Origin of the sequence: Brevibacterium zhoupengii, assembly GCF_021117425.1 — a bacterium.
Lineage (GTDB): Bacteria > Actinomycetota > Actinomycetes > Actinomycetales > Brevibacteriaceae > Brevibacterium > Brevibacterium zhoupengii.
On record NZ_CP088298.1, the window covers coordinates 602,617 to 625,519 of the forward strand.

The window sequence follows — 22,903 nt, forward strand, 5'->3', positions numbered from 1 at the left end:
AGATGAGACGAAGGACAACCTCGGCGTGGGTGGCCTCTCTGGGGGCACTCGCACTCGTACTTACGGCGTGCGAGGCCCCCAGCGGAGGCGACTCACAGCTGGTCATCGGCACCGAGAACCTCGGCGGGTACAACCCCGTCAACGGCTACTCGGTGGACGGCAACTCTCCCTTCTACGACGGACTGCTGCGCCTGCAGGAGGACTCGGGTACGGGGGAGATGCCGGAGCTGGCACCGGCTCTGGCCGAGGCGGCGCCGAGGGCGAATGAGGACTCCACGACGTGGACGGTGAAGCTGCGTGAGGGCGTGAAGTTCTCCGATGACACCGCCTTCGACTCCTCAGACGTGGCGGCCACCTATCGGGCCGTCATCGACCCCGATTCCGCTTCGGAGGTCGTCGACGCCTTCCGGATGATCGAGACCATCGAAACACCGGACGAGTCCACGGTCGTCTTCGAACTCAAGGAACCGACCCCCACCTTCGCCTCGCGACTGACCTTGGGCATCCTGCCCAGCGAAGCCATCGAGAAGGGCACACCGGCCGCCGACTGGAGCGTCAACAGCGAACCCGTCGGCACCGGCGCCTACGTCCTGGACTCCCTGACAACGGACACCGCGGTGCTGAAGGCCAGGGACGACTACTGGCGCACGACACCGGAACTGAAATCGGTCACGGTCCAGGCCTACGCGGACTCGTCGGCCTTGGCGGCGGCGGTCGCCGACGGAAAGGTCTCCGGAGCCGCCGTGCCGCCCCGCTCGGTCGACAAGATCGCCGGTGAGAACCACGACATCGTCACCGCGAGAACTGCCGATTGGCGGGGACTGACACTGCCCTCTGACAACCCATTCACCGCCTCGGCGACGGTGCGCAAGGCCCTCAACATCGCCATCGACAGGGACAAGATCGTCAACGAGGTCCTCGGCGGTCACGGCACACCGGCCTCGACCCCGGTCGGTGAGTTCTACGGTGACGCCTACGAACCCTCGGCGAAGTTCGCACTCGATGTCGACGGTGCGGAGAAGATGCTCGACGAGGCGGGCTGGACGAAGGGCGCCGACGGACTGCGGTCCAAGGACGGGAAACAGGCAAGCATCCCCTTCACCTACCCTGCCGGGGACTCGGTGCGCGGGGACATCGCCGCCGAGGTCGCCGCCCAGCTCAAACCCCTGGGCATCACCGTCGAGGTCGAAGCCGGGGAGTGGGACCAGATCGAGAAGTCCATGACCAAGCAGGCAATCGTCTACGCCGGTGGGGAGCAGCCCTACAACATCGACCACCAGATCAGGGCGGCCCTGCACACCCACACAAACACCTCCGGAGTCTTCGACAACCCCTCCGACGTGGCAGTCCCCGGAGCTGACGAACTCCTCGACCATGCCGCCAAGGAAACCGACGAGACGAAGGCGAACGCGGACTACCGTCGAGTCCAGGAACTCTACATGGACGAGCCCAGCTACCTCATCGTCGCCTTCCTCGAACACACCTACGTCGCCGACACCGATGGCTGGGATGTCCCGGACACCACGTTTGAACCCCATGTCCACGGTTCCGACTGGGGCCCGTGGTGGAACCTGGCGGAGTGGACGAAGAGCTGAGAGCCGCCCCGAGCACAAGCGTGGTGTGCCGGTGCGCGATCATTCTCGGCGGGATGATCTCCGCCGTGCTGGCCGCCGGCGCCGGCGTGTTCGCGCTGGCCGCGGCTTCACCGGCGAACCCGTTGGCGCACACCATTGGCAGCTGGGAATTCGCCTCGGCACAGGCCCGAGCCGACCTCGAGGCCGCCTATCAGACGGGTGGCTGGTTCTCCGCCTGGTGGCAGTGGCTGGTCACGGCTGTGACCACCGGTGACCTGGGCCAATCCAGGATTCTTCACGCCCCGGTCGCAGAGATCGTGGCCTCCCGCGGACTCAACACCATCGCCGCCAGTCTCTGCGCCGCGGCCATCACCCTGATCGTCGTCGGCGCGGTCTCCATCGCCTTGGCCCGCTTTCCGGGCCTGGCCCAGAACCCGAGCGCCTCGGGTGTCCTCGGCGCCTGGCTGGCGATCCCTTCTTTCCTCATCGCGCTCATCATCGTCGTGGTCTGGGGCGCCCAGCTGCCCAACCCCGCCACCAGCGCCCCCGTCACCCTCATCCCCGGGGTGGCGATCACCATCGCGCTCGCGTGGGCCGCCCCGCTCATCGCCGCCGCCCGGTCCTCCGCCGCCGAGGTGTGGTCGACGCCGTGGGCCCGTTCCCTCATCGGCCGCGGATTTGGCCACAGAGCCCGGATCCGCACAGTGCTGCCCACCATCCTCGGTGCCGTGCGCAGCCCGGCACTGGTCTACCTGCCCATGATCGTGCTGGGTGAGGCCGCTGTTGAAGCGGTGTTCGCCTACCCGGGACTGGGCAACGCACTCGTCCAAGCCGCTGCCGGAGCCGACCTGCCATTGCTGGCCACCGTCACCGCGATCGCAGCGGGCGTGACCACCGGGCTCGTGCTGCTGGTGCGCACCACGAGGACAGGTGGTGACCGGTCATGAGGCTGCGACTGCCCATCATCGCCATCGCAGCAGTCCTGGTGCTGCTCATCATCGGACGCTTCCTGCCCGCACAGGCCACCGACTTCGCGAACTCCCTGCTGCCCCCAGGTGAGGGCGGCATCGCCGGGACGGATCATTACGGTCGCAGCGTTGTGACAACCACCTGGACCGCGGCCGGGGGATCGGCTCTGGCGGCACTCATCACCGCCTCGGCGACCACCCTCATCGGGGCCGTGATCGGCCTCGTCTCCACACTGTCGCGGGCCCTGTCGAGGATCTCGACGGCGCTGCTCATCGCCACCGTCACCGTGCCTTCCATGCTGCTGACCTTCATCGTCGTGGGCATCCTCGGCGGAGGACGTGAGGCGATCATGGTCACGGTGGCACTCACACACTGGCCGATCGCGGCCCAGCTCATCGGACCCAAGATCAAGGAGGAATGGAACTCCGGATGGGTGCGCTTCGACCGCCGACTCGGCGCCACCCGCCGCCAGATTCTGGTCTGGCATCTGCTGCCGGCCGTATGGGGGCGAGTGGCCGCGGCCATGGCGATCACCTTCCCCTCCGCCGTCGTCCACGAAGCCACCACCTCGTTCCTGGGCATCGGAGTCGACCCGGCCGCGATCTCGCTGGGACCCCTCATCGCCTGGGGCCGCAACGACATGACTGTGGGAGCATGGTGGACACTGCTCGTCCCGACCCTGGCACTGATGCTGCTGCTCCTGCCGCCGACGATCATGTCCCGCCGATTGGGAGAAAGGCCACGATCACTGTGAATGCTCTCTCCGTGGCTGGATGCTCCCTGCGGCTGCCGTCTGCTGGAGCCCATATCCTCACCGACCTGTCCCTGACCCTGCCGTTGGGACACATCACCTGGCTGGTGGGAGAGTCCGGGGCCGGAAAATCCACGCTCTGCAATCTGCTCGCCGGACTGACCCCGCGCCGAGCCGTCGTCGCCGGTCACCTCGACATGGGGACTGAGCAAGTCGACTTGGGCACCCGACGGGGGCGGAAACGGTTGGCGGGCCTGCGGGAACGCAGGGATTTCGCATGGGCTCCGCAGAATGCGATGGACACCTTCCCGCCGCACCTGCGCCTGGGCCGATGGTTCCAACGCGCGGGGATCAAGGACCCAGATCTGCGTCCCTTCGGACTCGAGCCCGCGCTGCTGCGGCGCTTCCCGCACGAACTCTCCGGTGGACAGATCTCTCGCATCTCCCTGGCCACGGCCCTGTCGCACACTCCGAGGCTGCTCGTGTGCGACGAGCCCACTGCCGGACTCGACCCCCGACAGGCCGATGCGATGGTGGCCATCCTCGACGAGAGTGCCCGCACCCGCGGAGCCGCCGTCCTCGCGGTCACCCACGATCTCTCCGGCATGGCCAGGAACGCCCGTGACGATGACCACGTCGCCGTCATCTTCAACGGCCACATCGTCGAGAGCTGCACCGTCGGCACCTTCTTGGGAATGGAGGCCGACAATGCCTACAGTCGAGCCCTGGCCGCAGCCGCCCCGGACGCGGGAGCCCACCCGCTGCCGCTGACGTCGGGCCACCTCGGCGGGCAGGAATATCGAGACGGAGACGAACTGCGTCGTCTGGACGGGGCGCTGCTGCACCTTCACGATGGCTGGGACCAACAGATTCGAGGCGACGCCGATGGAGCTGCATGACCTCGAAATCGACTATGGGACCACCCGGATCGGACCGGTCAGCGCCGAATTTCCCGCGGGTCATGTCACCGTGCTGCGTGGCGGATCAGGCAGCGGCAAGACGAGCCTGTGCCTGGCCATGACCGGGTTCCTCACCCCCACCTCCGGCCACATCCGCGGTGAGCGCGGGGTGCTGGTGCCACAGAACCCACGCGAATGGCTCAACCCCAGGCACACCGTCGCCGAGGTGATCGACCGGACCGCTGACATCCGCGGCCACAGCATAGACGCTGAGGAACGCATCGACATTCTCTCCCGGGCTCTGCTGGGACCCGAACTTCTGGACCACAAGTGCGGTGAGCTCTCCGGGGGACAGGCCGCCAGGGTGTGTTTGGCCAGGGCCCTGGCCAGCGGAGCCGACACGATCATCTGCGATGAGCCGACCGCGGCACTCGATGCCTCGAACGCCGCGCGCTTCGCCCGCCTGATCAGAGCCTTGGCCGAAGCCGGAAACACGATCGTGTGGGCCACCCACGATCTGCCGCTGGTGATGGCGACCAATGCGAACAGTCGGTTTGTGTCCCTGGACGATTAAGCGCGTGTGGGCGGTGGGGTCTGCTGCGTGACGTTCGCCGACATCAACTCCGGGGTGAGGCCTCGACTGCAGGCTGGACCCGCACCCAACGGCGAGCTGCCACGATGAGCATGGTGATGAGGCCGAGGATGAGGAGCCCGTCGGCGGCGATGTAGAACAGGTGCAGGCTGGACCCGCCGTCATCGACACCGGCGAGCACAGCATCCGTGCGGTCGTTGAGCAGGGGGCGGATGACGGTGACCTTGATGATGAGGACGGCGATCATGCCGCAGGCCAACCACCGGTAGAACCGGCCCACATGGTCCTTGAGCACCGACCACAGCATGATCACGGCGATGGCGATCTCCACCCAGTTCATGGCGGTGAAGACCAGACGTCCGATGCCCAGACCCAGCGGGATCGTGATGCCCGGCGCGGTGAACTTCAGCGGCGCCTCGATCAGCGAGATGCCGATGATGAGGCCGAGCCAGATGGCGGGGAGGGTGAGGCGGGCACCAGCAGAGAGTCGGGTGTCCTGGGAGCTGAAAACATTGGCCATGACACGGATTCTACTCCCGGTAGAAAGTGTGGCGTGCGGGAGTGCGAGACCAGGGCCATCGGAGTAGGAAAGAACTGCCGTGCACACCTGTCAGGAAGAGCACTCCCTGCGCTCTAGACTGGTGCTCATGCGTCTGTTCTCCAATGCCGTCGTGCGAAGTTTTGACCCCGCCGCCCCCGACACCACCTCGGCGGTCGCACCCGACTCGATCCTCGTCAACGGCGAGACGATCGTGGCCGTGGGCACCAGGGCTGAGCTGCTCGACATCGCCGCCACGGAGTCCTCGACGACGGCAGCGCTCGCCTCGGCGGGCGGAATCGGTGCGACCACGGTGATTCCGGGCCTCGAGATCGAGGAGATCGACTGCGCCGGCCAGGTTGTTCTGCCCGGCCTCGTCGACGCACACATGCACTCCGTCCACTACGCAGACTCCCTGACTGACCTTGATCTCTCGAACGTCCGATCCCTCGCCGAGGCGGTCGAGGCCATCCGTGAACGCGCCAGTCAGATGCCCTTCGGCGAATGGGTGGTCGGGTCCGGGTGGGACCTCAACAAATGGGATGACCCGCGATACCCCGATCGGCAATTGCTCGACCAGGCCGTGCCCGACCACCCGGTGGCGATGTGGTCGGTCGATCTGCACACGCTGTGGACGAACGCCCATGGACTCGAGATCGCCGGCATCGACGACCTCACTGCGGATCCGTTCGGCGGGGAGTTCGTGCGCGATGACGAGGGATGGCTGACCGGGCTGGTCCGCGAAGACGCCACCGACCTGGTGGCCCGCTACATTCCCGAACCCACGCGTGAGGAACAGGTCGAACGACTCGACCGCACCCAGAAGCTGTTCCTGTCCCAGGGACTGACCGGAATCCATGACTTCGACTCCATCGCCTCAACCCTGGGCTGGTATGACCTGAGGGAGGCCGACCGGCAGCACATTCGCGTGACGAAATACCTGCGCGGACCCGAGGTGCCCTGGGCGATCGAAACCGGATGGCACACCGGCGACGGCGATGACTGGCTGCACCGAGGCGGACTGAAGCTCTTCTCCGACGGAGCCCTGGGCTCGCACACCAGCCACATGTCCTCACCGTTCCCGGACCCGAACGCGCACGAAAGCGAGCGGGACGGCGAGCGGGACGACTCAGCCGAGGAGATCGCAGCGTCCGGGGACCTCGGCGTCTCCGCAGAAGCATCCGAGCAGGAGTACTACACGTACCCCGGGACGCTGCCCGAAGAGGCACTGAGCACCGAGGCGGTCGACGCCAACTACGGGATCGCCCAGATGTCAGAGGACGACCTCTTCGACAACGCCAGGCTCGCCACCGAGGCTGGCATCTCGGTGGCCATCCACGCCATCGGCGACCAGGCCAACCACCACGTGCTCAACGTCTTCGAACGCCTCCGCGAAACCACGAAGGACGCCGAGGAGCGCTTCGAGCGACCCCTGCGCCACCGGGTCGAACATGCCCAGTTCATCCAGCCGGACGATGTAGCCCGATTCGCCGAACTCGAGGTCATCGCCTCGATGCAGCCTCGCCACTGCATCTCTGACCTGCACCTGCTCCACCTCATCGACGAATCGGCCCAACTCGCCGCCTACGCCTGGCCGGACCTGCTGAGCGCGGGAGCGCATGTGGCCTTCGGCTCCGACGGTCCGGTCGAACCCGCCAATCCCTTCGCCGCAATCTATGCGGCCATGACCAGGGCGAACATCTCCGGAGATGCCACGACGAGTTTCCAGCCTCGGCGTCGGCTCTCCGCAGTAGAAGCCGTTCGGCAGCACACTCTTGGCCCGGCATATGCCGCAGGACTCGAAGATCGCCGAGGTTATCTGGCACCGGGCATGGACGCCGACTTCATCGTCGTCGACACTGACCCCTGCGCCGCCGATGGTCTGACGGAGTTGAGTACGCTCGACCACGCTGGGCTGCTCGGCTATGAGTCCGAGGAGGCGCTCTTCGCCCACGCCGAGGCGATCCGTGACACCACGGTCGCACTGACCGTGGTCGGCGGCCAGGTGAAGTACCAGGCCTGACCTGCCGCGCACCCGCCGACCGTCTCGTTGTGACGGCCCACCCCTCATCTCGTCCTGCCGATAAGGATCCTTACGCATGCCTCGTTCGTTCATGGCTCAGGCACAGAAGATCGATGCCGCCACCCCCGCTTCCCGCAATCGTGAAGTCGACTTCCTCCGTGCTGCTGCGATCACCGTCGTCGTGCTGGGGCACTGGACGATCATCGCTGTCAGCTCCACCGGAGGCATCGAACCCCATGGACTCCTCGATGAGGCCCGCTGGACGCACCCGCTGACCTGGGTGTTCCAGGTGATGCCGATCTTCTTCCTCGTCGGCGGCTACTCCAACGCACTGTCCTGGCGCTCGGCCAGGCGGAAGAACACCGGCTACGCCGAATGGCTGCGCGCTCGCCTGCGCCGATTGGGGTTGCCGCTCATCCCACTGCTGCTCGTCTGGCTGGTCACCTGCGTCATCGCCCTGAGTACTGGGTCCGAACCGGCTGCGGTGCAGCTGGCCTCACAGATGGCGCTGGTGCCCACCTGGTTCCTCGCCGCCTATCTGCTCGTCGCCATCGTGGCCCCGCCCTGCCTAGTGCTGTGGGAGAGATGGGGCTGGTGGTCGATCATCCTCGGCATCACCGCGGCCGGGGTCATCGACCTCATCAGCATCACCACAGGCAGTATCCTGGCCGGCTACCCCAACTATCTCCTCGTATGGGCCAGCTTCCACCAGTTCGGCTACGCGTGGCTCGACGGCAGACTCTCGAGCCTGAAACGCTGCCTGCTGCTGTTCGCCATCGGTGCGATCGGGCTCGGACTCCTCGTCGGATTCGGCCCCTACCCGGTCTCGATGATCACCGCTGGTACCGACGCGATCTCCAACTCGGCCCCGACCCGGGTGACCATGGCCTTCCTCGGAATGGCGCAGGCCGGAATCGTGCTCATGCTGCAACGGCCGCTGGCGGCACTGCTGCGCAGTCCCGGACTGTGGATGCTCACCGTTCTGGTGAACCAGCGGATCATGACCTGGTTCCTGTGGCATCTCACCGCACTGACGGCACTGGCCCATGTGCTTCTGGCACTCGACGCCGAGGCGCTGCTGCCTACCCCGCTGACCGGTGTGTGGTGGCTGACCCGACCGCTGTGGTGCCTGGGACTGCTCGCGATCACCGGCCTCCTCGTGGTGATCTTCGGCCGGTTCGAAACTCCGCAGCCCGATGATCGCCCGGCACCGAGAATATGGATGCCGATCGCCGCCGCGGCATCGATCTGTGCAGGACTGGCGATCATGGCAGACGTGGGAATGGTCGACGCCAACGGTGTGACCTGGATGTGGCCGCTGCTGCCGCTGGCGGGCATGCTCGTCTTCGGTGTCGTCAAACTCCCGCGCAGGAAGTCGCGCCAAGACTGACCTCGCCGATCCTCGCCGAGGTTGCCCGGCAGCGGGCACCCTCAGTTCAGCTGATCTTCGGCCTAGCAACGCGAAGACCCGACGTCCCCGCGGGGACGTCGGGTCACCTCGGCGAGGGCTCGCTGTTGATCAGATGTGGCGACCGCCGGAGATCTCGGTGACGGTGCCGGTGAGGTAGCTGGAGAGGCCGGATGCCAGGAACAGCACCACCGAGGCAACCTCTTCGGGCTCTCCGGGACGGCCCAGGGGGATCTCGGCGAGCTTCGAATCGATGGCGTGCTGGGGCATGGCCGCGGTCATCGCGGTGTTGATGAAGCCGGGCTGGATCGCGTTGATGCGGATGCCCTTGAACGCGACTTCCTTGGCCACGGCCTTCGTCATGCCGACGATGCCGGCCTTCGCCGCCGAGTAGTTCGACTGGCCGAGCATTCCGACCTTGCCGCTGATGGAGGAGACGTTGACGATCGCGCCGCCGCGGTCCTGTTCGCGCATGAGGCCGGTGGCGACCTTGAGTCCGTTCCAAGTCCCGCGCAGGTGCACGGAGATGACGTCGTCGAACTCCTTCTCGGTCATCTTCCGGATCGTCGCATCGCGGGTGATGCCGGCGTTGTTGACCCAGATGTCGACGCCGCCGAAGGTCTGAATGGCGGCCTCGGCGAGTTTCTCGGTGTTCTCCAGAGAGGCCACATTGCACACTACTCCGGCGGCAGAATCGGCGCCGCCGAGTTCAGCGACGGCCGCCTGCAGGCTCTCCTCGTTCATGTCGCCGAGGACGACCTTCGCCCCGGAGTTCACGAGACTGCGGGCCATGGCCAGGCCGAGTCCCTGCGCGCCGCCGGTGACGACGGCGACCTTGCCGGTGAGCAGTCCGGGGATCTCGGACACAGCCTGGACGTTGGATGCGGCGGTGGTGGAGTCAGTCATAAGAGCTCTCTTTCGTGGATCGTGATGTGCGAAGGATTGGACGTGCGTGACTTACAGGTTGAACTGCGGTTTGTGGGCACCCTTGAGCAGCTGCCGGGCGACGACGACGCGCTGGACCTCCGAGGTTCCCTCATATATGCGGAAGAGGCGAGCGTGACGGTAGAAGCGTTCGACGGCGGATTCGCGCATATAGCCCGTGCCGCCCTGGATCTGCACACCCTTGTCGGCGATGCGACCCAGCGCCTCGGAGGCGAAGAGCTTGGCTGAGCTGGGGCCCAGCTTTCGGTCCTCGTCGCTGTCCCAACGTTTCGCGGCAGCGAGGACCAGGGCCTTGGCGGCGGCGGTTTCGGTGTACATATCGGCGAGCATGGCCTGGACCAGCTGGAACCGGGCGATGGGCTCTCCACCCTGTTTCGCCTCGGCGGCGTAATTCACGGACTCATCGAGGATACGGGTTGCCTGACCCACGCAGATCGCGGCGATGTGCAGGCGTCCCTTGTTCAGCGAGGCCATCGCGGCGTAGAAACCCTTCTCCTCCTCACCGCCGATGAGGTTGGCAGCGGGCACGCGGACGTCGTCGAAGAAGATCTCCGAAGTCCACGCCCCGGCCTGACCCATCTTGTTGTCGTGTGTTCCGACCGTGACACCGGCCGTCTTCGTCGGGACGAGGAAGACGGAGATGCCCTTCGAGCCCTTCGCGTTCGGGTCGGTGCGGGCGAAGACCATGAGCACATCGGAGGACTCGGCGTTGGTGATGAAGCGCTTGCTGCCGTTGATGACGTAGTCATCGCCCTCACGCACGGCGCGGGTGCGCATTCCCGAGGGATCGGAGCCGGCCTCGGACTCGGTCAGAGCGAACGAGGCGACGACGTCACCGGAGGTCAGCTTCGGCAGCCACTGGCTCTTCTGCTCATCCGTGCCGTAGTTGACGAGCACCTGCCCGGCGATGCCGTTGTTCGTGCCGAACACGGACCGGAACGCCGGTGTCGTGTAGCCGAGCTCCATCGCCAACTGGGCGTCCTGTTCGGCATTCATGCCCAGCCCGCCGTACTCCTCGGGCAGGGCCCAGCCGAAGAGGCCCATCTCGGCGGATTCCCTGATGATCGTCTCCGGGATGGCATCATCGGTCTCGATGTCAAGTTCGATGGGCACGACCTTCTCGCGGACGAATTCGCGGACGATCGAGAGGATGTCGTCGAGTTCCGAAGTATCCATTCTTCGTTCTCCTTGTGGTTGAGGTGATGTTCGTGTGGTCGCCGAGGTGGCTGTCTGGTTTCGCCGAGGTGGTCAGAGGCTGTCGAGCCAGGCTCGGACCCGATCGGAATCGGCGCCGAGTTCTGGTGGCGCGAGGTCGTAGGAGACCTCGGATTTCGACAGGGTGATCGGATTGCGGATCGTGGGGATGACGCGCTCGCCGCCGCCGGTGTCGACGATGGGTTCGAGGCCGAGGTCCTTTGCGCGTTCGACTCCCTGGGCGATCGAGTTGATCGGCGCACAGGGTAGGCCGACGGCAGTGAGCTTCTCGAACCACTCCTGAGCTGTGTGGGCCTGAAGTGCAGCGAGGAGTTCGGGTTCGAGCTCGTCACGATTGGCATTGCGGGTCTTGGCCTTGGCGAAGCGTTCGTCCTCGGCGAGGTCCGGCCGTCCCAATGCGGTGGCGAGCTTGGCGAACTGACCGTCATTGGCTGCGGCGACGATCAGGTCACCGGACTTCGTCGCCATTGGCTGATACGGGTAGAGGCTTGGGTGAGCATTGCCCATGCGTGCGGGTGTCACACCCGCGGCGGCATAGGCGCCCGACTGGTTGGCCAGCCCCGACATCGCCGAGGACATGAGGTTGGTTTCGACGAGCTGTCCCTCACCGGTGAGATTCTTGTGTTGGAGGGCGGCCATGATGCCGATCGTCGTATGAAGTCCGGTGATGACGTCGAAGACGGCGACTCCCGCACGGTAGGGGGAGCCGTCCGGGTCGCCGGTGACGCTCATGAATCCCGACATCGCCTGCACCAGCAGGTCATATCCGGGCAGCGCATTGTGGGCGCCGAAGCCGGTGACCGAGGCATAGATGACCTCTGCGTTGGTGTCCTTGACCGAGTCGTAGTCGAGGCCGAACTTCTGCAGCCCACCGGGTTTGAAGTTCTCGACGATGATGTCGGCTCGGGCCGCGAGCTTCTTCGCAACGTCGAGGTCGTCTACATCGGAGAAGTCGAGGACGATGTCGTACTTGTTGCGATTGATCGACAGATAGTAGGTCGCATCGTCCTCGCGAACCGGGGGCGCCCAGTGCCTGGTGTCGTCCCCACCCGGGCCCTCGACTTTGATGACTGTGGCGCCGAGGTCGGCGAGCATCATCGTCGAATACGGGCCGGCGAGGACGCGCGAGAAGTCAATGACGAGCTGACCGCTCAAGGGGCCATTACCGGTGCGAGGGAGGAAGTCGGCGAGGGACTCGGCCCGATCGCTTGCGGTCTTGCCCTGATCCGCTGGCGCCTGGCTCGCGGCTGTCTCGCCATTCATCGATGAACGCTCCCGGTGATTCTGCTCGTCTCTGAGGCTTCTCAGAGTGTTTCACCCCACAATATAGCAAAGTGAGCAATAATGAGAAGCAATTGTTATCGGAAATGATATTTAAGAGAGCGGCAGAGGAGAGCGGAACATGATGGAGATTGCGCAGGTGCGTGCATTTCTCGCCGTCGCCGAGGAGCTGCACTTCGGTCGCGCCGCCGAGCGTCTGGGAGTGCTCCAGCCCCCGCTGAGCCGCACGATTCGGGCGCTGGAGGACGAGCTCGGGGTTTCGCTGTTCCAGCGCACGACCAGGAATGTGAAGCTCTCCCCGGAGGGTGAGGCACTGATCGAACCTGCCCGGAAGATGCTCGAATATCAGAGTCTCGCCGTCGATTCCGTCCAACGGGCGGCAACAGGGGAGACGGGGCGTATCAGCTTCGGCTTCGCCAGATCCTCCTCGCGTGCCCTGGCTGCGGCACTAGTGGCAGCCTCGCGGAGGCGGAATCCGGGAATCGTCTTCAGCCTCGAATCCAATGTCTTCGCCGAGGAGGGGCTGGCCCGGCTCGTCGACGGAACCCTCGACCTCGCGCTGGTCAGATGGGACAAGCAGCCGACGGAAGTGACGGGACGAGCGGTTATGATCGAACGCCTGTGCGCAGCGCTGCCCGAAGACCATCGGCTGGCAGGGCGCTCCTCCCTGCGCGTCGATGAGCTCGCCGACGAAGACTTCATCACGCTGCCCGCCCATCCCAGTTCGACGCTGCGCGAGAATACGCTGCGACTATGCCACGATGCCGGTTTCACGCCTCGCGTGGCTCAGGTGGCCCCGGATTCGCAGACGATCGGGGCCCTCATCGCCGCAGGGCTTGGGGTCTCAATCACCTTCGACTCGGTCTCTGCGAATACGCGTGAGGCGGGAACCGTGGCCGTGCCGCTCGACATCGAGCAGGAACCCTCGACGCTGTACCTGGCCCACCGGACCGACCATGGAAAGTCGTCGCTGGAGGCGGTGCTAGCCCTCGCCGAGGATGTGCTGCCGACCGTGGAGTGATCTGGGCCGGATCTGCAGTCGAATCTACAGCGCGGAGTTCCATCCATCCAGTCGTTCGCGCAGCAGCTCCGCAGTCATTTCAAACCTGCCGATGCCGAGGTAGTTCGGCAGCCAGGTCTCGACCCGGTCATGAGCTAGAGCCGCAGCTTGGACATCCCAGACAGTGATGTCATCGACCCTGGCGCCCAGCAGCCGCTCGTATTCGTCAAGGAACATGCCTGCGGCTTCGGGGGATCCGAGGAGAACGAGGTCCTGACGGCACCATGCCAGGTCAACTCCACGTGGACCCGATCGCGCTCCCGACCAGTCGACGACTCCGGTGAGTCGATCGGCTTCCCACAGCGCATTCCCGCACCAGAAGTCACCGTGTGTCAGCACCGGGTCGCCGATATCCAACGTGTCCCATTCCTGTTGGGCGCGAAGAGCAAGTGCAGACTGTCCACGCGGCGGCTCGGCTGGAATGGGGCGCAACCCGGTCCCGTCGAGTTCGTGGATTCGAATCAGGGCGGCTGCCATCTCGGCAGCGATCACCATGAGCGACAGGTTAACGTCGGGAGCGGCGCCCGTCACGCGAGAGGTGACTATGACAGGTTCGCCAAGGTCGCGGTTGACTGCGACCAGTTGAGGAACCCACACGCCAAGGCCCGAAATCCGACTGAGAATCTCCGCTTCTCTCACCGCGGCATCCTGATGAGCGGGAAACGCCCGGACGACGAATTCAGACTCTCCGTCATGTGCGAGAAGCGTGGTTGCGTGCTGGCCACCGGTGAAAATGTCGACGAGGCTGAGCTCCCTGCTCATCAGGGCAGAAGCAGTGCTGAGAGCCCGGTCAGGTTCATCCGTCATGACGTCAGCCTACCGAGCGTGATCGCCGACCAAGTTCGATCTGACTACCGCTGCAAACTCGGATTCTGCGCTCCCGAGCTCCGCAGCAACCGAGCGAGTCCCTTGGTGTAGCGTACGGCCATCACCTTCTGCGCCGAGACCGACAGCGGGGCGAAGGCTCTCAGCAGCGAATGCCCGGGAGCCGATTCGGACGTGATGGTGACGCGCAGGCGGTCGTCCGTACTGACTGTCACTAGGAAGGTCTGTTCCCCATACTCCAGGTGACCCGGCAGCGTGCGATAGGCGAATCCCGCCGCTCGCTGAAACCGCCGTTCTCTGTCGGGCACTTCCGTGTCGATGACCTCGATGACTTCGCATGAGCCGACCGGAATCGAGAGCTCGCGACCGCGCAGGCGCACCGCTCGACGCGGCCAGAGCGGGTTGAGCCAGAGATCGACGATCTGACCGACATGCGCTCGCCGCACCGGGCGCGAGATGACTCCGGCAGATTCCTGCAGCTTCCACGTCAGAATCGCCTCGCGTGCCAAGGGAAACAGGTCGGCAGATCCGAGGTCGAGGGTGTGCTCCAGGTGGTTCATCCGCGAACTCCTTCTGCGTTCCGTTGGCTTCTCCTTGTGATCCTCGCCTGCTCGTGCCTACGATACAAATACAGTACTGAGCGAACGCTCGGTTTCCTTCACGAACGACGGAGTTCACACATGACAGAGCACGCCACCACGGACGCCCAGGCTCACTTCGGCAAGCGCTTCGCCGGCCAGGTTGCACTCATCACCGGCGCCAGCCGCGGCATCGGCCTCGGCATCGCCCAGCGGCTGCAGGCCGAGGGCGCCACCGTCGTCCTCACCGCGCGCAAACCCGAGGCCCTCGCCGAGGCGGTCGCTCAGTTCCCCGAAGGCGCCGCACTGGCCATCGCAGGCAAGTCGGACAACCCCGAGCACCGGGCAGAGGTCTATGACACGATCGCGGAGAAATTCGGTCGCCTCGACGTGCTGGTCACCAATGTCGGCATCAACCCCGTCTATGGTCCGCTCATCGATCTCGACCTCGACGCGGCCCGCAAGATCCTCGACGTCAATGTCCTCGGCACACTCGCGTGGGTTCAGGAGGCCGTCCACCATGAGAAGCTGAACTTCCGTGAGAACCAGGGACGCGTGGTGAGCATCTCCTCCGTCGCAGGGGAGCGGCCGAGCCCGGGTATCTCCTTCTACGGCATCTCGAAGGCAGCGGTCTCGCACCTGACCAAGTCGCTGGCCGTCGAGCTCGGCCCGGATATCAGGGTCAACGCTGTCGCCCCTGCCGTGGTGAAGACTGACTTCGCCACCGCGCTCTATGAAGGCAGGGAAGAAGAAGTCTCCGCCGCCTACCCGGCAAAGCGCCTCGGGACTCCCGAAGACATCGCCGCTGCCGTGGCCTACCTCGCATCCTCGGATGCCGACTGGATCACCGCTCAGGTGCTCACGGCAGACGGGGGAGTCATCACCGCCGGCGGAAGCGCCTGACCTGCCTCATTCGATGAAGGGGAACGGTCTGGGTCTGCGTCACGGACTGAGGAGAGATGGTCGTCGAATTCGGTTTCGGCGACCGTCTCTCCACATCAATCTCCGTTTCTCCTCAGGAAATGAGTGGCCTTCAACTCTCGACCACTCGAGCTGGCCCGATGCCCCGGTCGCCGAGTCCCATCACGGTGTTTGTCCGCCGTGAACCCAGCCACTAGACTGAGCGCCATAAGTACATAGCCACACCAGCAACACGCAGCATCAGACAAACAACAAGCGAAACCACACAATTGAATACTGCCGTTAAGACATGACGTGGGAGAGCTGCGCAGTCGCCGCAACTGATTCAGTTGCCGCAACTGCACATCGCAGCGCCGTAGGTGCAATTCCCTCCCCGGGAAACTCTCAGGCCCAGTACCACCGATTGCAGGCATATCTGAAGGACCGCCACCGCGCTCGCGCGCTGTCAGTCTGACAGAACGGGGAGGACCACCACTGCTCAGTGCGTCCTCCATAGGCGGGCGCGACACCGACCCGAGGACGGCAATGACCAGTTCACTCGCCCACACAAGTTCACTCGCGCACACCACAGCGCCCACCGGAGACACCCAACGCCCCTTCTCCGACCGGCACATCGGCCCCCGTGCCGACGACACCGCGGCCATGCTGGCCGAACTCGGCTACGACTCCCTCGAAGCGCTCTCCAGTGCAGCCGTCCCAGAATCCATTCAGATCGACGGACTCGACCTGCCCACCGGTCGCTCCGAGGCCGAGGTCCTCGACGACCTCCGCGCAATCGCCGGCCAGAACGTCATGCGCACGCAGATGATCGGTCAGGGCTACTACGACACGATCACCCCGGCCGTCATCCGCCGCAACCTGGTCGAGAATCCCGCCTGGTACACCGCCTACACTCCGTACCAGCCCGAGATCTCCCAGGGTCGCCTCGAAGCCCTGCTCAACTTCCAGCAGGTCGTCCAGGATCTCACCGGCCTCGACATCGCCAACGCCTCCCTCCTCGATGAGGCCACCGCCGTCGCCGAGGCGGTCCTGTTGATGCGTCGGGCCGTGAAGAAGGGGACAACCGTCGTCCTCGACTCCGAACTCCACCCGCAGACCATCGCCGTCGTCCGTGCCCGCGCGAAGGCCATGGACTTCCGCGTCACCGTCGCTGACCTGGCCGAAGGACTCGCAGGCGAGGACATCTTCGGCATCGTCTGCGCCCAGCCCGGCACCACCGGCGTCATCCGCGACTTCACCGAGGCCGTCGACGGCGCCCATGATCGCGGCGCCCTCGTCACCTTCGACGCCGACCTGCTGGCCCTGACCCTGCTCAAGGATCCCGCCTCTCAGGGCGCCGACATCTCCGTGGGCTCGGCCCAGCGCTTCGGTGTTCCCCTGTTCTTCGGCGGACCTCACGCTGGCTTCATGGCGGTGAAGTCCGGTCTCCAGCGTCAGCTGCCCGGCCGCCTCGTCGGTGTCTCCAAGGACGCCCAGGGCAAGCCCGGTTACCGTCTGGCCCTGCAGACCCGCGAACAGCACATCCGCCGCCAGAAGGCCACGTCCAACATCTGCACCGCTCAGGCTCTGCTGGCCAACGTCGCCTCGATGTACGCCGTCTATCACGGTCCCGTCGGCCTGACCCGTATCGCCTCCCGCATCCACCGCCTGGCCCAGGCCTTCGCGACCGCCGCGGACACCGCACCCGGCGCCGAGGTGGTCACCCGTGAGTTCTTCGACACCGTGGCCATCCGCGTCGCCGACGCAGAAGCCGCCCGAGTCGTGTCCGAACGCGCCGGCTTCAACATCCGCGTCATCGACGACTCCACCATCGGCGTCTCCTTCGGCGAGTCCCACTCGGTCGCCGATGCCAACGGCCTGCTCGAAGCTCTGGGCATCATCGCCCGGGTCGATGAGGCGGACTTCGAAGCCGCCTCGGCGGGCACATTCGGAGCCAACCACGTACCCACCCCGGCCTTCGACGAGAAGTTCCACCGCACCACCGAGTTCCTCACCCACCCGATCTTCAGCGCACACGGCTCCGAGACCTCGATGATGCGTTACCTGCGCACTCTGGCCGACCGGGACCTGGCACTGGACCGGACGATGATCCCACTGGGCTCGTGCACGATGAAGCTCAACGCCGCGGCAGAGATGGAACCCATCACCTGGCCCGAGTTCGCCTCCATCCACCCCTTCGCTCCGGCCGAGCAGACGCATGGCTGGCGCACCCTCATCACCCGCCTGGAGAACTCGCTCGTCGAGGTCACCGGCTATGACCGTGTGTCCCTGCAGCCCAACGCCGGCTCCCAGGGCGAACTGGCCGGACTGCTCGCGATCCGCAACTTCCACGTCGCCAACGGCGACACCGACCGTGACGTTGTCCTCATCCCGCAGTCGGCCCACGGCACCAACGCCGCCTCGGCAGTCCTGGCCGGACTCAAGGTCCAGGTCATCGCGACCGCCGAAGACGGATCGGTCGACATCGCCGACCTCGATGCGAAGATCGAGAAGAACGCGGACAAGCTCGCCGCGATCATGATCACCTACCCGTCGACCAACGGAATCTTCGAATCCGAGGTCCGTGACGTCTGCGAGAAGATCCACGCAGCCGGCGGCCAGGTCTACGTCGACGGTGCGAACCTCAACGCCATGGTCGGACTGGCCAAGCCCGGCGAATTCGGCGGCGACGTCTCCCACCTCAACCTGCACAAGACCTTCTGCATCCCTCACGGCGGCGGCGGACCCGGAGTCGGACCTGTCGCGGTGCGCGAGCACCTCGCCCCGTACCTGCCCGGCGATCCCACCTCGGCGGAACTCGTGGCAGGGAAGGAAGACGCTCACGAACTGCCGATCTCGGCCTCGATGTTCGGCTCCGCCGGCGTCCTGCCGATCAGCTTCGCCTACCTCGAACTCATGGGCGGCGACGGTCTGCGTGAGGCCTCCCGTGCCGCACTCCTGGGCGCGAACTACCTGGCGTCCAAGCTCCACGACGTGTTCCCCATCCTCTACTCGGGTGAGCACGGACTCGTCGGCCACGAGACGATCCTCGACCTGCGTGAGCTGACCGCGAAGTCCGGCGTCACCGCCGAGGATGTGGCCAAACGCCTCATCGACTTCGGCTTCCACGCCCCGACCCTGGCGTTCCCGGTCCCCGGGACCCTCATGGTCGAACCGACCGAGTCCGAGGACAAGGACGAACTCGACCGCTTCATCGAAGCCATGCGCACCATCCGCGCAGAGATCGATGCCATCGGCGACACCTACTCCTACGAAGAGTCACCTCTGGCCGGTGCCCCGCACCCGGCCACCGTGGTCATGGATGACTGGGACGCCAAGTACTCCCGCGAAACGGCCGTGTTCCCGGTCAAGGGATTGCGCCAGACCAAGTACTTCCCACCGGTGAGCCGGATTGACGGTGCCTACGGCGACCGCAACCTGGTGTGCAGCTGCCCACCGCCAGAGGCCTTCGAAGACAATGAGGAAGAGGACGACTGATGAGTACTGATAATTCGCCGCGGGAGACTCCGCTGCACGATATCCACGCCCAGCTGGGCGCATCCTTCACCGACTTCGGCGGCTGGGACATGCCGCTGAAGTACGGGTCCGAACTGGCTGAGCACCGCGCGGTGCGCGAAGCCGCAGGCATCTTCGACCTCTCCCATATGGGCGAAGTCCGCCTCACCGGCTCCGACGCTGCCGCATTCCTCGACTACGCACTCGTGGCGAAGTACTCGAAGATGAAGATCGGCAAGGCCAAATACGGTGTGCTCGTCAACGAGGCAGGCTACCTCCTCGATGACCTCATCACCTACCGGATCGGCGACGAAGAGTTCCTCATCGTCCCCAACGCCTCGAACACCCCGACCGTCGTCGCGACCCTGAAGGAACGACTGCAGGCCTTCCTGCGGGACGAATCCCCGGGAGCCGATGCCAAACTCTTCGACGAGTCCGAAGACACTGCCCTCATCGCCGTACAGGGGCCGAACTCCGAGGCCATCATCCTCCGCGCCCTCGACGAGGGTGCACATGGGGAATTCGGGCCAGCGACCACCTCGGCGGACGGATCATCAGCAAACGATGCAGCCGTCGACGGCTCCGCGGATGATTCCTCGGTGAACTCAACCGGAATCACCGTCGGCGAGGCGGTCCGGGAGCTGAAGTACTACGCGTGGATGCCGCTGACGATCGCAGGCATCGACCTGATGCTGGCACGCACCGGCTACACCGGCGAAGACGGCTTCGAGCTCTACATTCCCAACATCGCCGCACAGCGCCTGTGGGAGACCCTGACGACTGCCGGAGTCGACTACGGCCTCGTGCCCTGCGGCCTGGCCTCGCGTGACTCGCTGCGTTTGGAAGCGGGCATGCCGCTCTACGGCAACGAACTCAGCCTCGAGACCTCGCCCTTCGACGTCGGACTCGGCCGCATGATCGGGTTCAAGACGAAGGAGAACTTCGCTGCCCGTGACGCGTTGGCCAAGCTGGGGGAGACCGAGCCTCCGCGTGTGCTCGTGGGACTCACCTCCGCAGGTCGTCGTGCCGCACGATCCGGTGCCAGCGTCTTCGCCTCGGCAGACGAGGTCGGCGCCGAGGGCAGCACCGCCGTCGGCACCATCACCTCCGGACAGCCCTCGCCGACGTTGGGCCACCCCATTGCTCTGGCGTTCCTCGACCGCGGACTCGCCGATCCCGGCACGCCCGTATTCGTGGACATCCGCGGCAAGGCACATGAGTTCTCTGTGACCGAGCTGCCGTTCTACAAACGCGACGAGAACTGATCCGCCGATCCTGATGCTGTTGCCCCCGGTGGCTCGTACACTGGGGGCACCTGCTCACCAACTAGCTGTCAACCAAGCAGAAAAGGACCATCATGGCGCAATTGCCCCCGCTCCCACAGAACTTCACCTACTCCGCTGAGCACGAGTGGATCAACGCCGGAGCCGACGCCATTGTCGGCAACACGGTGAAGATCGGCATCACCGCAGTCGCCGCTGACGCCCTCGGCGAGGTCGTCTACGTGGACCTGCCTGAGGTCGGTGACACCGTCACCGCCGGCGAGACCTGCGGTGAGGTCGAATCAACCAAGTCGGTCTCCGACCTCTACTGCCCAGTCACCGGCGAGGTCACGGCCATCAACGAGGCCGCCACGGACAACCCCGGCGTGCTCAACTCCGACCCCTACGGCGACGGCTGGCTGTTCGAAGTCAACGTCAACGAACTGGGCGAAGTGATGGACGCAGCAGGCTACGCAGAGGCCAACTCCCTCTGACACACCCTCCGACCGATGGGACCGACCACAGCTGGAATCACCCGGCTCGAACGGGCCGGAACGACCCGGCCCGGTCGGTCCCATCGATCACCCGAAAAGAATCGGAGTATCTTCCATGCCATTGAGCGTCTTCGATCTCTTTACCGTCGGCATCGGCCCGTCGAGTTCCCACACCGTCGGCCCGATGCGAGCGGCATCGAGCTTCCTCACACTTCTGGGCGACAAGCTGGGATCCGTTGCAAGCATCAAGGTTGATGTCTTCGGATCCCTCGCCGCCACCGGTGCCGGACACGGCACCTTCGACGCCATCCTGATCGGCCTGGAAGGCTGTGCACCCGACGCCGTCGAAGCCAATGAACTCACCGCCCGCCGGACCCGCATGTCCGAAACCGGGACGATCTTCCTCGGCGACGCAGTCGGGGACGGCGTCGAAATCGCCTTCACTGAGGACGACATGGTCAAGCGTCCCCTGACCATCAAGCCTCGCCACACGAACGCCATGACCATCACAGCCTTCGACGCCGAAGGCCAGACCCTGGCCGAAGAGACCTACTATTCCGTCGGCGGCGGCTTCGTCACCTCCGAGACCGAGTTCGTGGAGAAGGAGCAGGCCGCCGAGGCTGCCGACGCAGCCGAATCAGTCGACGACGATTCCGTCGATGATGAGAACGATGATCCCTCGAACTCTGACGAGGTTGCCGGGGGTGATCCTGAGTTCGCCGTTGCCGACGCAGTCATCGACGCCGAGCTGCAGTCCTACAGCGAAGAGCTCCCATACCCCTTCCACTCGGCCGTCGAGCTCCTGCAGCGTTGCAAGGACAGCGACATGTCGATTGCCGAGATCATGCTCGCCAACGAGAAGTCGATGCGCGATGAGGACGAGATCCGTCACGGCCTCCTCCACATCTACTCCGTGATGGAAGAATGCGCCTCGGCGTCTCTGGACCGTTCGGGCTACCTGCCGGGCGGGCTCAAGGTGCGCAGGCGCGCCCACGACTGGTACCTCAAGCTCAAGGCCGAGGATCCCGACCGCGACCCCGGCTACTACTTGGAGTGGGTCAACCTCATCGCCATGGCCGTCAACGAGGAGAACGCCTCGGGCGGACGCGTCGTCACCGCACCGACGAACGGTGCTGCCGGCATCATCCCCGCAGTCCTCCACTATGCACTCAACTACGTGGAGTCGGTGACCAAGGGCGGCGAAGCTGCCAAGCACGCGGCGATCGTGGACTTCCTGCTCACCTCGGCGGCGGTGGGTGTCCTCTATAAGGAGAGAGCATCCATCTCCGGCGCCGAGGTGGGCTGCCAGGGCGAGGTCGGATCCGCCTCCTCGATGGCTGCCGGGGGACTGGCCGCGATCATGGGCGGCACCCCGGAGCAGATCGAGAACGCCGCCGAGATCGCCATGGAGCACAACCTGGGCCTGACGTGCGACCCCATCTCCGGGCTCGTGCAGGTCCCCTGCATCGAACGCAACGCGATTGCGGCAGGCAAGGCCATCAACGCCTCACGGATGGCACTGTGGGGCGATGGCCAGCACCGGGTCAGCCTCGACGAGGTGATTGAGACGATGCGCCAGACAGGTGCGGACATGAGCTCGAAGTACAAGGAGACAGCGCAGGGCGGCCTCGCCGTCAACGTCGTCGAATGCTGAGGTAACCAGGGGGAGCTGCCGTGTGGGCGGCCCTGGGTGGCCGCCCTGCGCAAGGCTGCGCGGGGTCTTCACCCACCCACGCCCTCGAGACCACGCTTGCGCGTCACAACACCGGAGTGCGCACCAGCACTTGGGCACGCAGGCGCTGTCTCGGTGCGAGGTCTCTCCCTGCTGCCTGATTCGGCTGCGGGGGAGGCCGGTATCTGAGACCTACCTGCCCCGCCCACCTCCATCCATGGGCTCCATCCACACCCTGGATTCCGCCTCACATCCCCAGTCACAGTGATCCAACAACCCTCCCTGCTATTCACGCCATCCGGCCGAATGCCTGTCTCCAGCACTCCGAATAGTCATCCCGAAGTCATGCCCTGAGGTAGTGCCGGAACGTGGAACAACCGTGGAACCGCTGTTCCAAAAGC

Annotated in this window: 19 protein-coding genes and 1 riboswitch; of the genes, 13 read left to right on the plus strand and 6 right to left on the minus strand. The window is 65.3% G+C overall.

The window, feature by feature from the left end; all coding sequences use genetic code 11:
* The first annotated feature begins 2 nt into the window (after nucleotides 1–2).
* From LQ788_RS02715 to LQ788_RS02735, 5 genes are read left to right on the plus strand one after another with little or no spacing between them, the layout of a single operon-like run.
* Complete coding sequence (locus LQ788_RS02715) at nucleotides 3–1,595, plus strand: ABC transporter substrate-binding protein (RefSeq protein ID WP_231445043.1); 1,593 nt, start codon at nucleotides 3–5, stop codon at nucleotides 1,593–1,595.
* Nucleotides 1,580–2,521 carry an ABC transporter permease subunit gene (locus LQ788_RS02720; RefSeq protein WP_231445045.1) on the plus strand — a complete coding sequence of 314 codons (942 nt, stop codon included), beginning with the start codon at nucleotides 1,580–1,582 and terminating at the stop codon, nucleotides 2,519–2,521. Before LQ788_RS02715 ends, LQ788_RS02720 begins: the two co-directional genes overlap by 16 nt.
* The gene (locus LQ788_RS02725; protein WP_231445047.1) at nucleotides 2,518–3,297 is read left to right on the plus strand and encodes an ABC transporter permease; all 780 of its coding nucleotides are present in this window, start codon (nucleotides 2,518–2,520) and stop codon (nucleotides 3,295–3,297) included. The genes LQ788_RS02720 and LQ788_RS02725 overlap by 4 nt, the downstream gene beginning before the upstream one ends.
* A complete protein-coding gene (locus tag LQ788_RS02730; RefSeq protein ID WP_231445049.1) occupies nucleotides 3,198–4,193 on the plus strand; it encodes an ATP-binding cassette domain-containing protein in 996 nt (331 codons plus the stop codon). The genes LQ788_RS02725 and LQ788_RS02730 overlap by 100 nt, the downstream gene beginning before the upstream one ends.
* Nucleotides 4,180–4,767, plus strand: a complete 588-nt coding sequence (locus LQ788_RS02735) for an ATP-binding cassette domain-containing protein (protein WP_231445051.1) — start codon at nucleotides 4,180–4,182, stop codon at nucleotides 4,765–4,767. The genes LQ788_RS02730 and LQ788_RS02735 overlap by 14 nt, the downstream gene beginning before the upstream one ends.
* Nucleotides 4,768–4,810: 43 nt before the next feature.
* Here LQ788_RS02735 and LQ788_RS02740 read toward each other — a convergent pair whose 3' ends face one another.
* Nucleotides 4,811–5,305, minus strand: coding sequence for a hypothetical protein (locus LQ788_RS02740; protein ID WP_231445053.1), 495 nt, complete (start codon nucleotides 5,303–5,305; stop codon nucleotides 4,811–4,813).
* 127 nt (nucleotides 5,306–5,432) lie between these two features.
* Between LQ788_RS02740 and LQ788_RS02745 the strand changes: the two genes are divergently transcribed.
* Nucleotides 5,433–7,346 (plus strand): amidohydrolase, encoded by a 1,914-nt coding sequence (locus tag LQ788_RS02745; RefSeq protein ID WP_231445055.1) that lies wholly within the window; start codon nucleotides 5,433–5,435, stop codon nucleotides 7,344–7,346.
* 76 nt (nucleotides 7,347–7,422) lie between these two features.
* Complete coding sequence (locus tag LQ788_RS02750; protein WP_231445057.1) at nucleotides 7,423–8,736, plus strand: acyltransferase family protein; 1,314 nt, start codon at nucleotides 7,423–7,425, stop codon at nucleotides 8,734–8,736.
* A gap of 129 nt (nucleotides 8,737–8,865) precedes the next feature.
* Here LQ788_RS02750 and fabG read toward each other — a convergent pair whose 3' ends face one another.
* The 3 genes from fabG to LQ788_RS02765 all read right to left on the minus strand — a co-directional run bounded on the left by fabG (nucleotide 8,866) and on the right by LQ788_RS02765 (nucleotide 12,177).
* Nucleotides 8,866–9,660 (minus strand): 3-oxoacyl-ACP reductase FabG, encoded by a 795-nt coding sequence (gene fabG / locus LQ788_RS02755; RefSeq protein ID WP_231445059.1) that lies wholly within the window; start codon nucleotides 9,658–9,660, stop codon nucleotides 8,866–8,868.
* Nucleotides 9,661–9,711: 51 nt separating this feature from the next.
* A complete protein-coding gene (locus LQ788_RS02760) occupies nucleotides 9,712–10,875 on the minus strand; it encodes an acyl-CoA dehydrogenase family protein (protein ID WP_231445061.1) in 1,164 nt (387 codons plus the stop codon).
* Between the two features lie 72 nt (nucleotides 10,876–10,947).
* A complete protein-coding gene (locus LQ788_RS02765; RefSeq protein ID WP_231445063.1) occupies nucleotides 10,948–12,177 on the minus strand; it encodes a CaiB/BaiF CoA transferase family protein in 1,230 nt (409 codons plus the stop codon).
* A gap of 139 nt (nucleotides 12,178–12,316) precedes the next feature.
* Here LQ788_RS02765 and LQ788_RS02770 point away from each other — a divergent pair, with 139 nt between their 5' ends.
* A complete protein-coding gene (locus tag LQ788_RS02770) occupies nucleotides 12,317–13,216 on the plus strand; it encodes a LysR substrate-binding domain-containing protein (RefSeq protein ID WP_231445065.1) in 900 nt (299 codons plus the stop codon).
* 24 nt (nucleotides 13,217–13,240) lie between these two features.
* Here LQ788_RS02770 and LQ788_RS02775 read toward each other — a convergent pair whose 3' ends face one another.
* Nucleotides 13,241–14,062 (minus strand): phosphotransferase family protein, encoded by an 822-nt coding sequence (locus LQ788_RS02775; protein WP_231445067.1) that lies wholly within the window; start codon nucleotides 14,060–14,062, stop codon nucleotides 13,241–13,243.
* Nucleotides 14,063–14,106: 44 nt separating this feature from the next.
* Nucleotides 14,107–14,640: a DUF1990 family protein gene (locus LQ788_RS02780; protein ID WP_231445069.1), complete on the minus strand. Its 534-nt coding sequence runs from the start codon at nucleotides 14,638–14,640 to the stop codon at nucleotides 14,107–14,109.
* Nucleotides 14,641–14,760: 120 nt separating this feature from the next.
* Between LQ788_RS02780 and LQ788_RS02785 the strand changes: the two genes are divergently transcribed.
* The 5 genes from LQ788_RS02785 to LQ788_RS02805 all read left to right on the plus strand — a co-directional run bounded on the left by LQ788_RS02785 (nucleotide 14,761) and on the right by LQ788_RS02805 (nucleotide 22,484).
* Complete coding sequence (locus LQ788_RS02785) at nucleotides 14,761–15,561, plus strand: SDR family oxidoreductase (RefSeq protein ID WP_231445071.1); 801 nt, start codon at nucleotides 14,761–14,763, stop codon at nucleotides 15,559–15,561.
* A gap of 303 nt (nucleotides 15,562–15,864) precedes the next feature.
* A riboswitch (glycine riboswitch) is annotated at nucleotides 15,865–15,988 on the plus strand.
* A gap of 116 nt (nucleotides 15,989–16,104) precedes the next feature.
* Entirely contained in the window at nucleotides 16,105–19,056 is a 2,952-nt protein-coding gene (gene gcvP / locus LQ788_RS02790; protein ID WP_231445072.1) for an aminomethyl-transferring glycine dehydrogenase, read from the plus strand.
* Nucleotides 19,056–20,339, plus strand: a complete 1,284-nt coding sequence (locus LQ788_RS02795; RefSeq protein ID WP_231445074.1) for an aminomethyltransferase family protein — start codon at nucleotides 19,056–19,058, stop codon at nucleotides 20,337–20,339. Before gcvP ends, LQ788_RS02795 begins: the two co-directional genes overlap by 1 nt.
* A 92-nt stretch (nucleotides 20,340–20,431) precedes the next feature.
* Nucleotides 20,432–20,830 carry a glycine cleavage system protein GcvH gene (gcvH, locus tag LQ788_RS02800; RefSeq protein ID WP_231445076.1) on the plus strand — a complete coding sequence of 133 codons (399 nt, stop codon included), beginning with the start codon at nucleotides 20,432–20,434 and terminating at the stop codon, nucleotides 20,828–20,830.
* A gap of 115 nt (nucleotides 20,831–20,945) precedes the next feature.
* Nucleotides 20,946–22,484 (plus strand): L-serine ammonia-lyase, encoded by a 1,539-nt coding sequence (locus tag LQ788_RS02805; protein ID WP_231445078.1) that lies wholly within the window; start codon nucleotides 20,946–20,948, stop codon nucleotides 22,482–22,484.
* The last annotated feature ends 419 nt before the right edge of the window (nucleotides 22,485–22,903 follow it).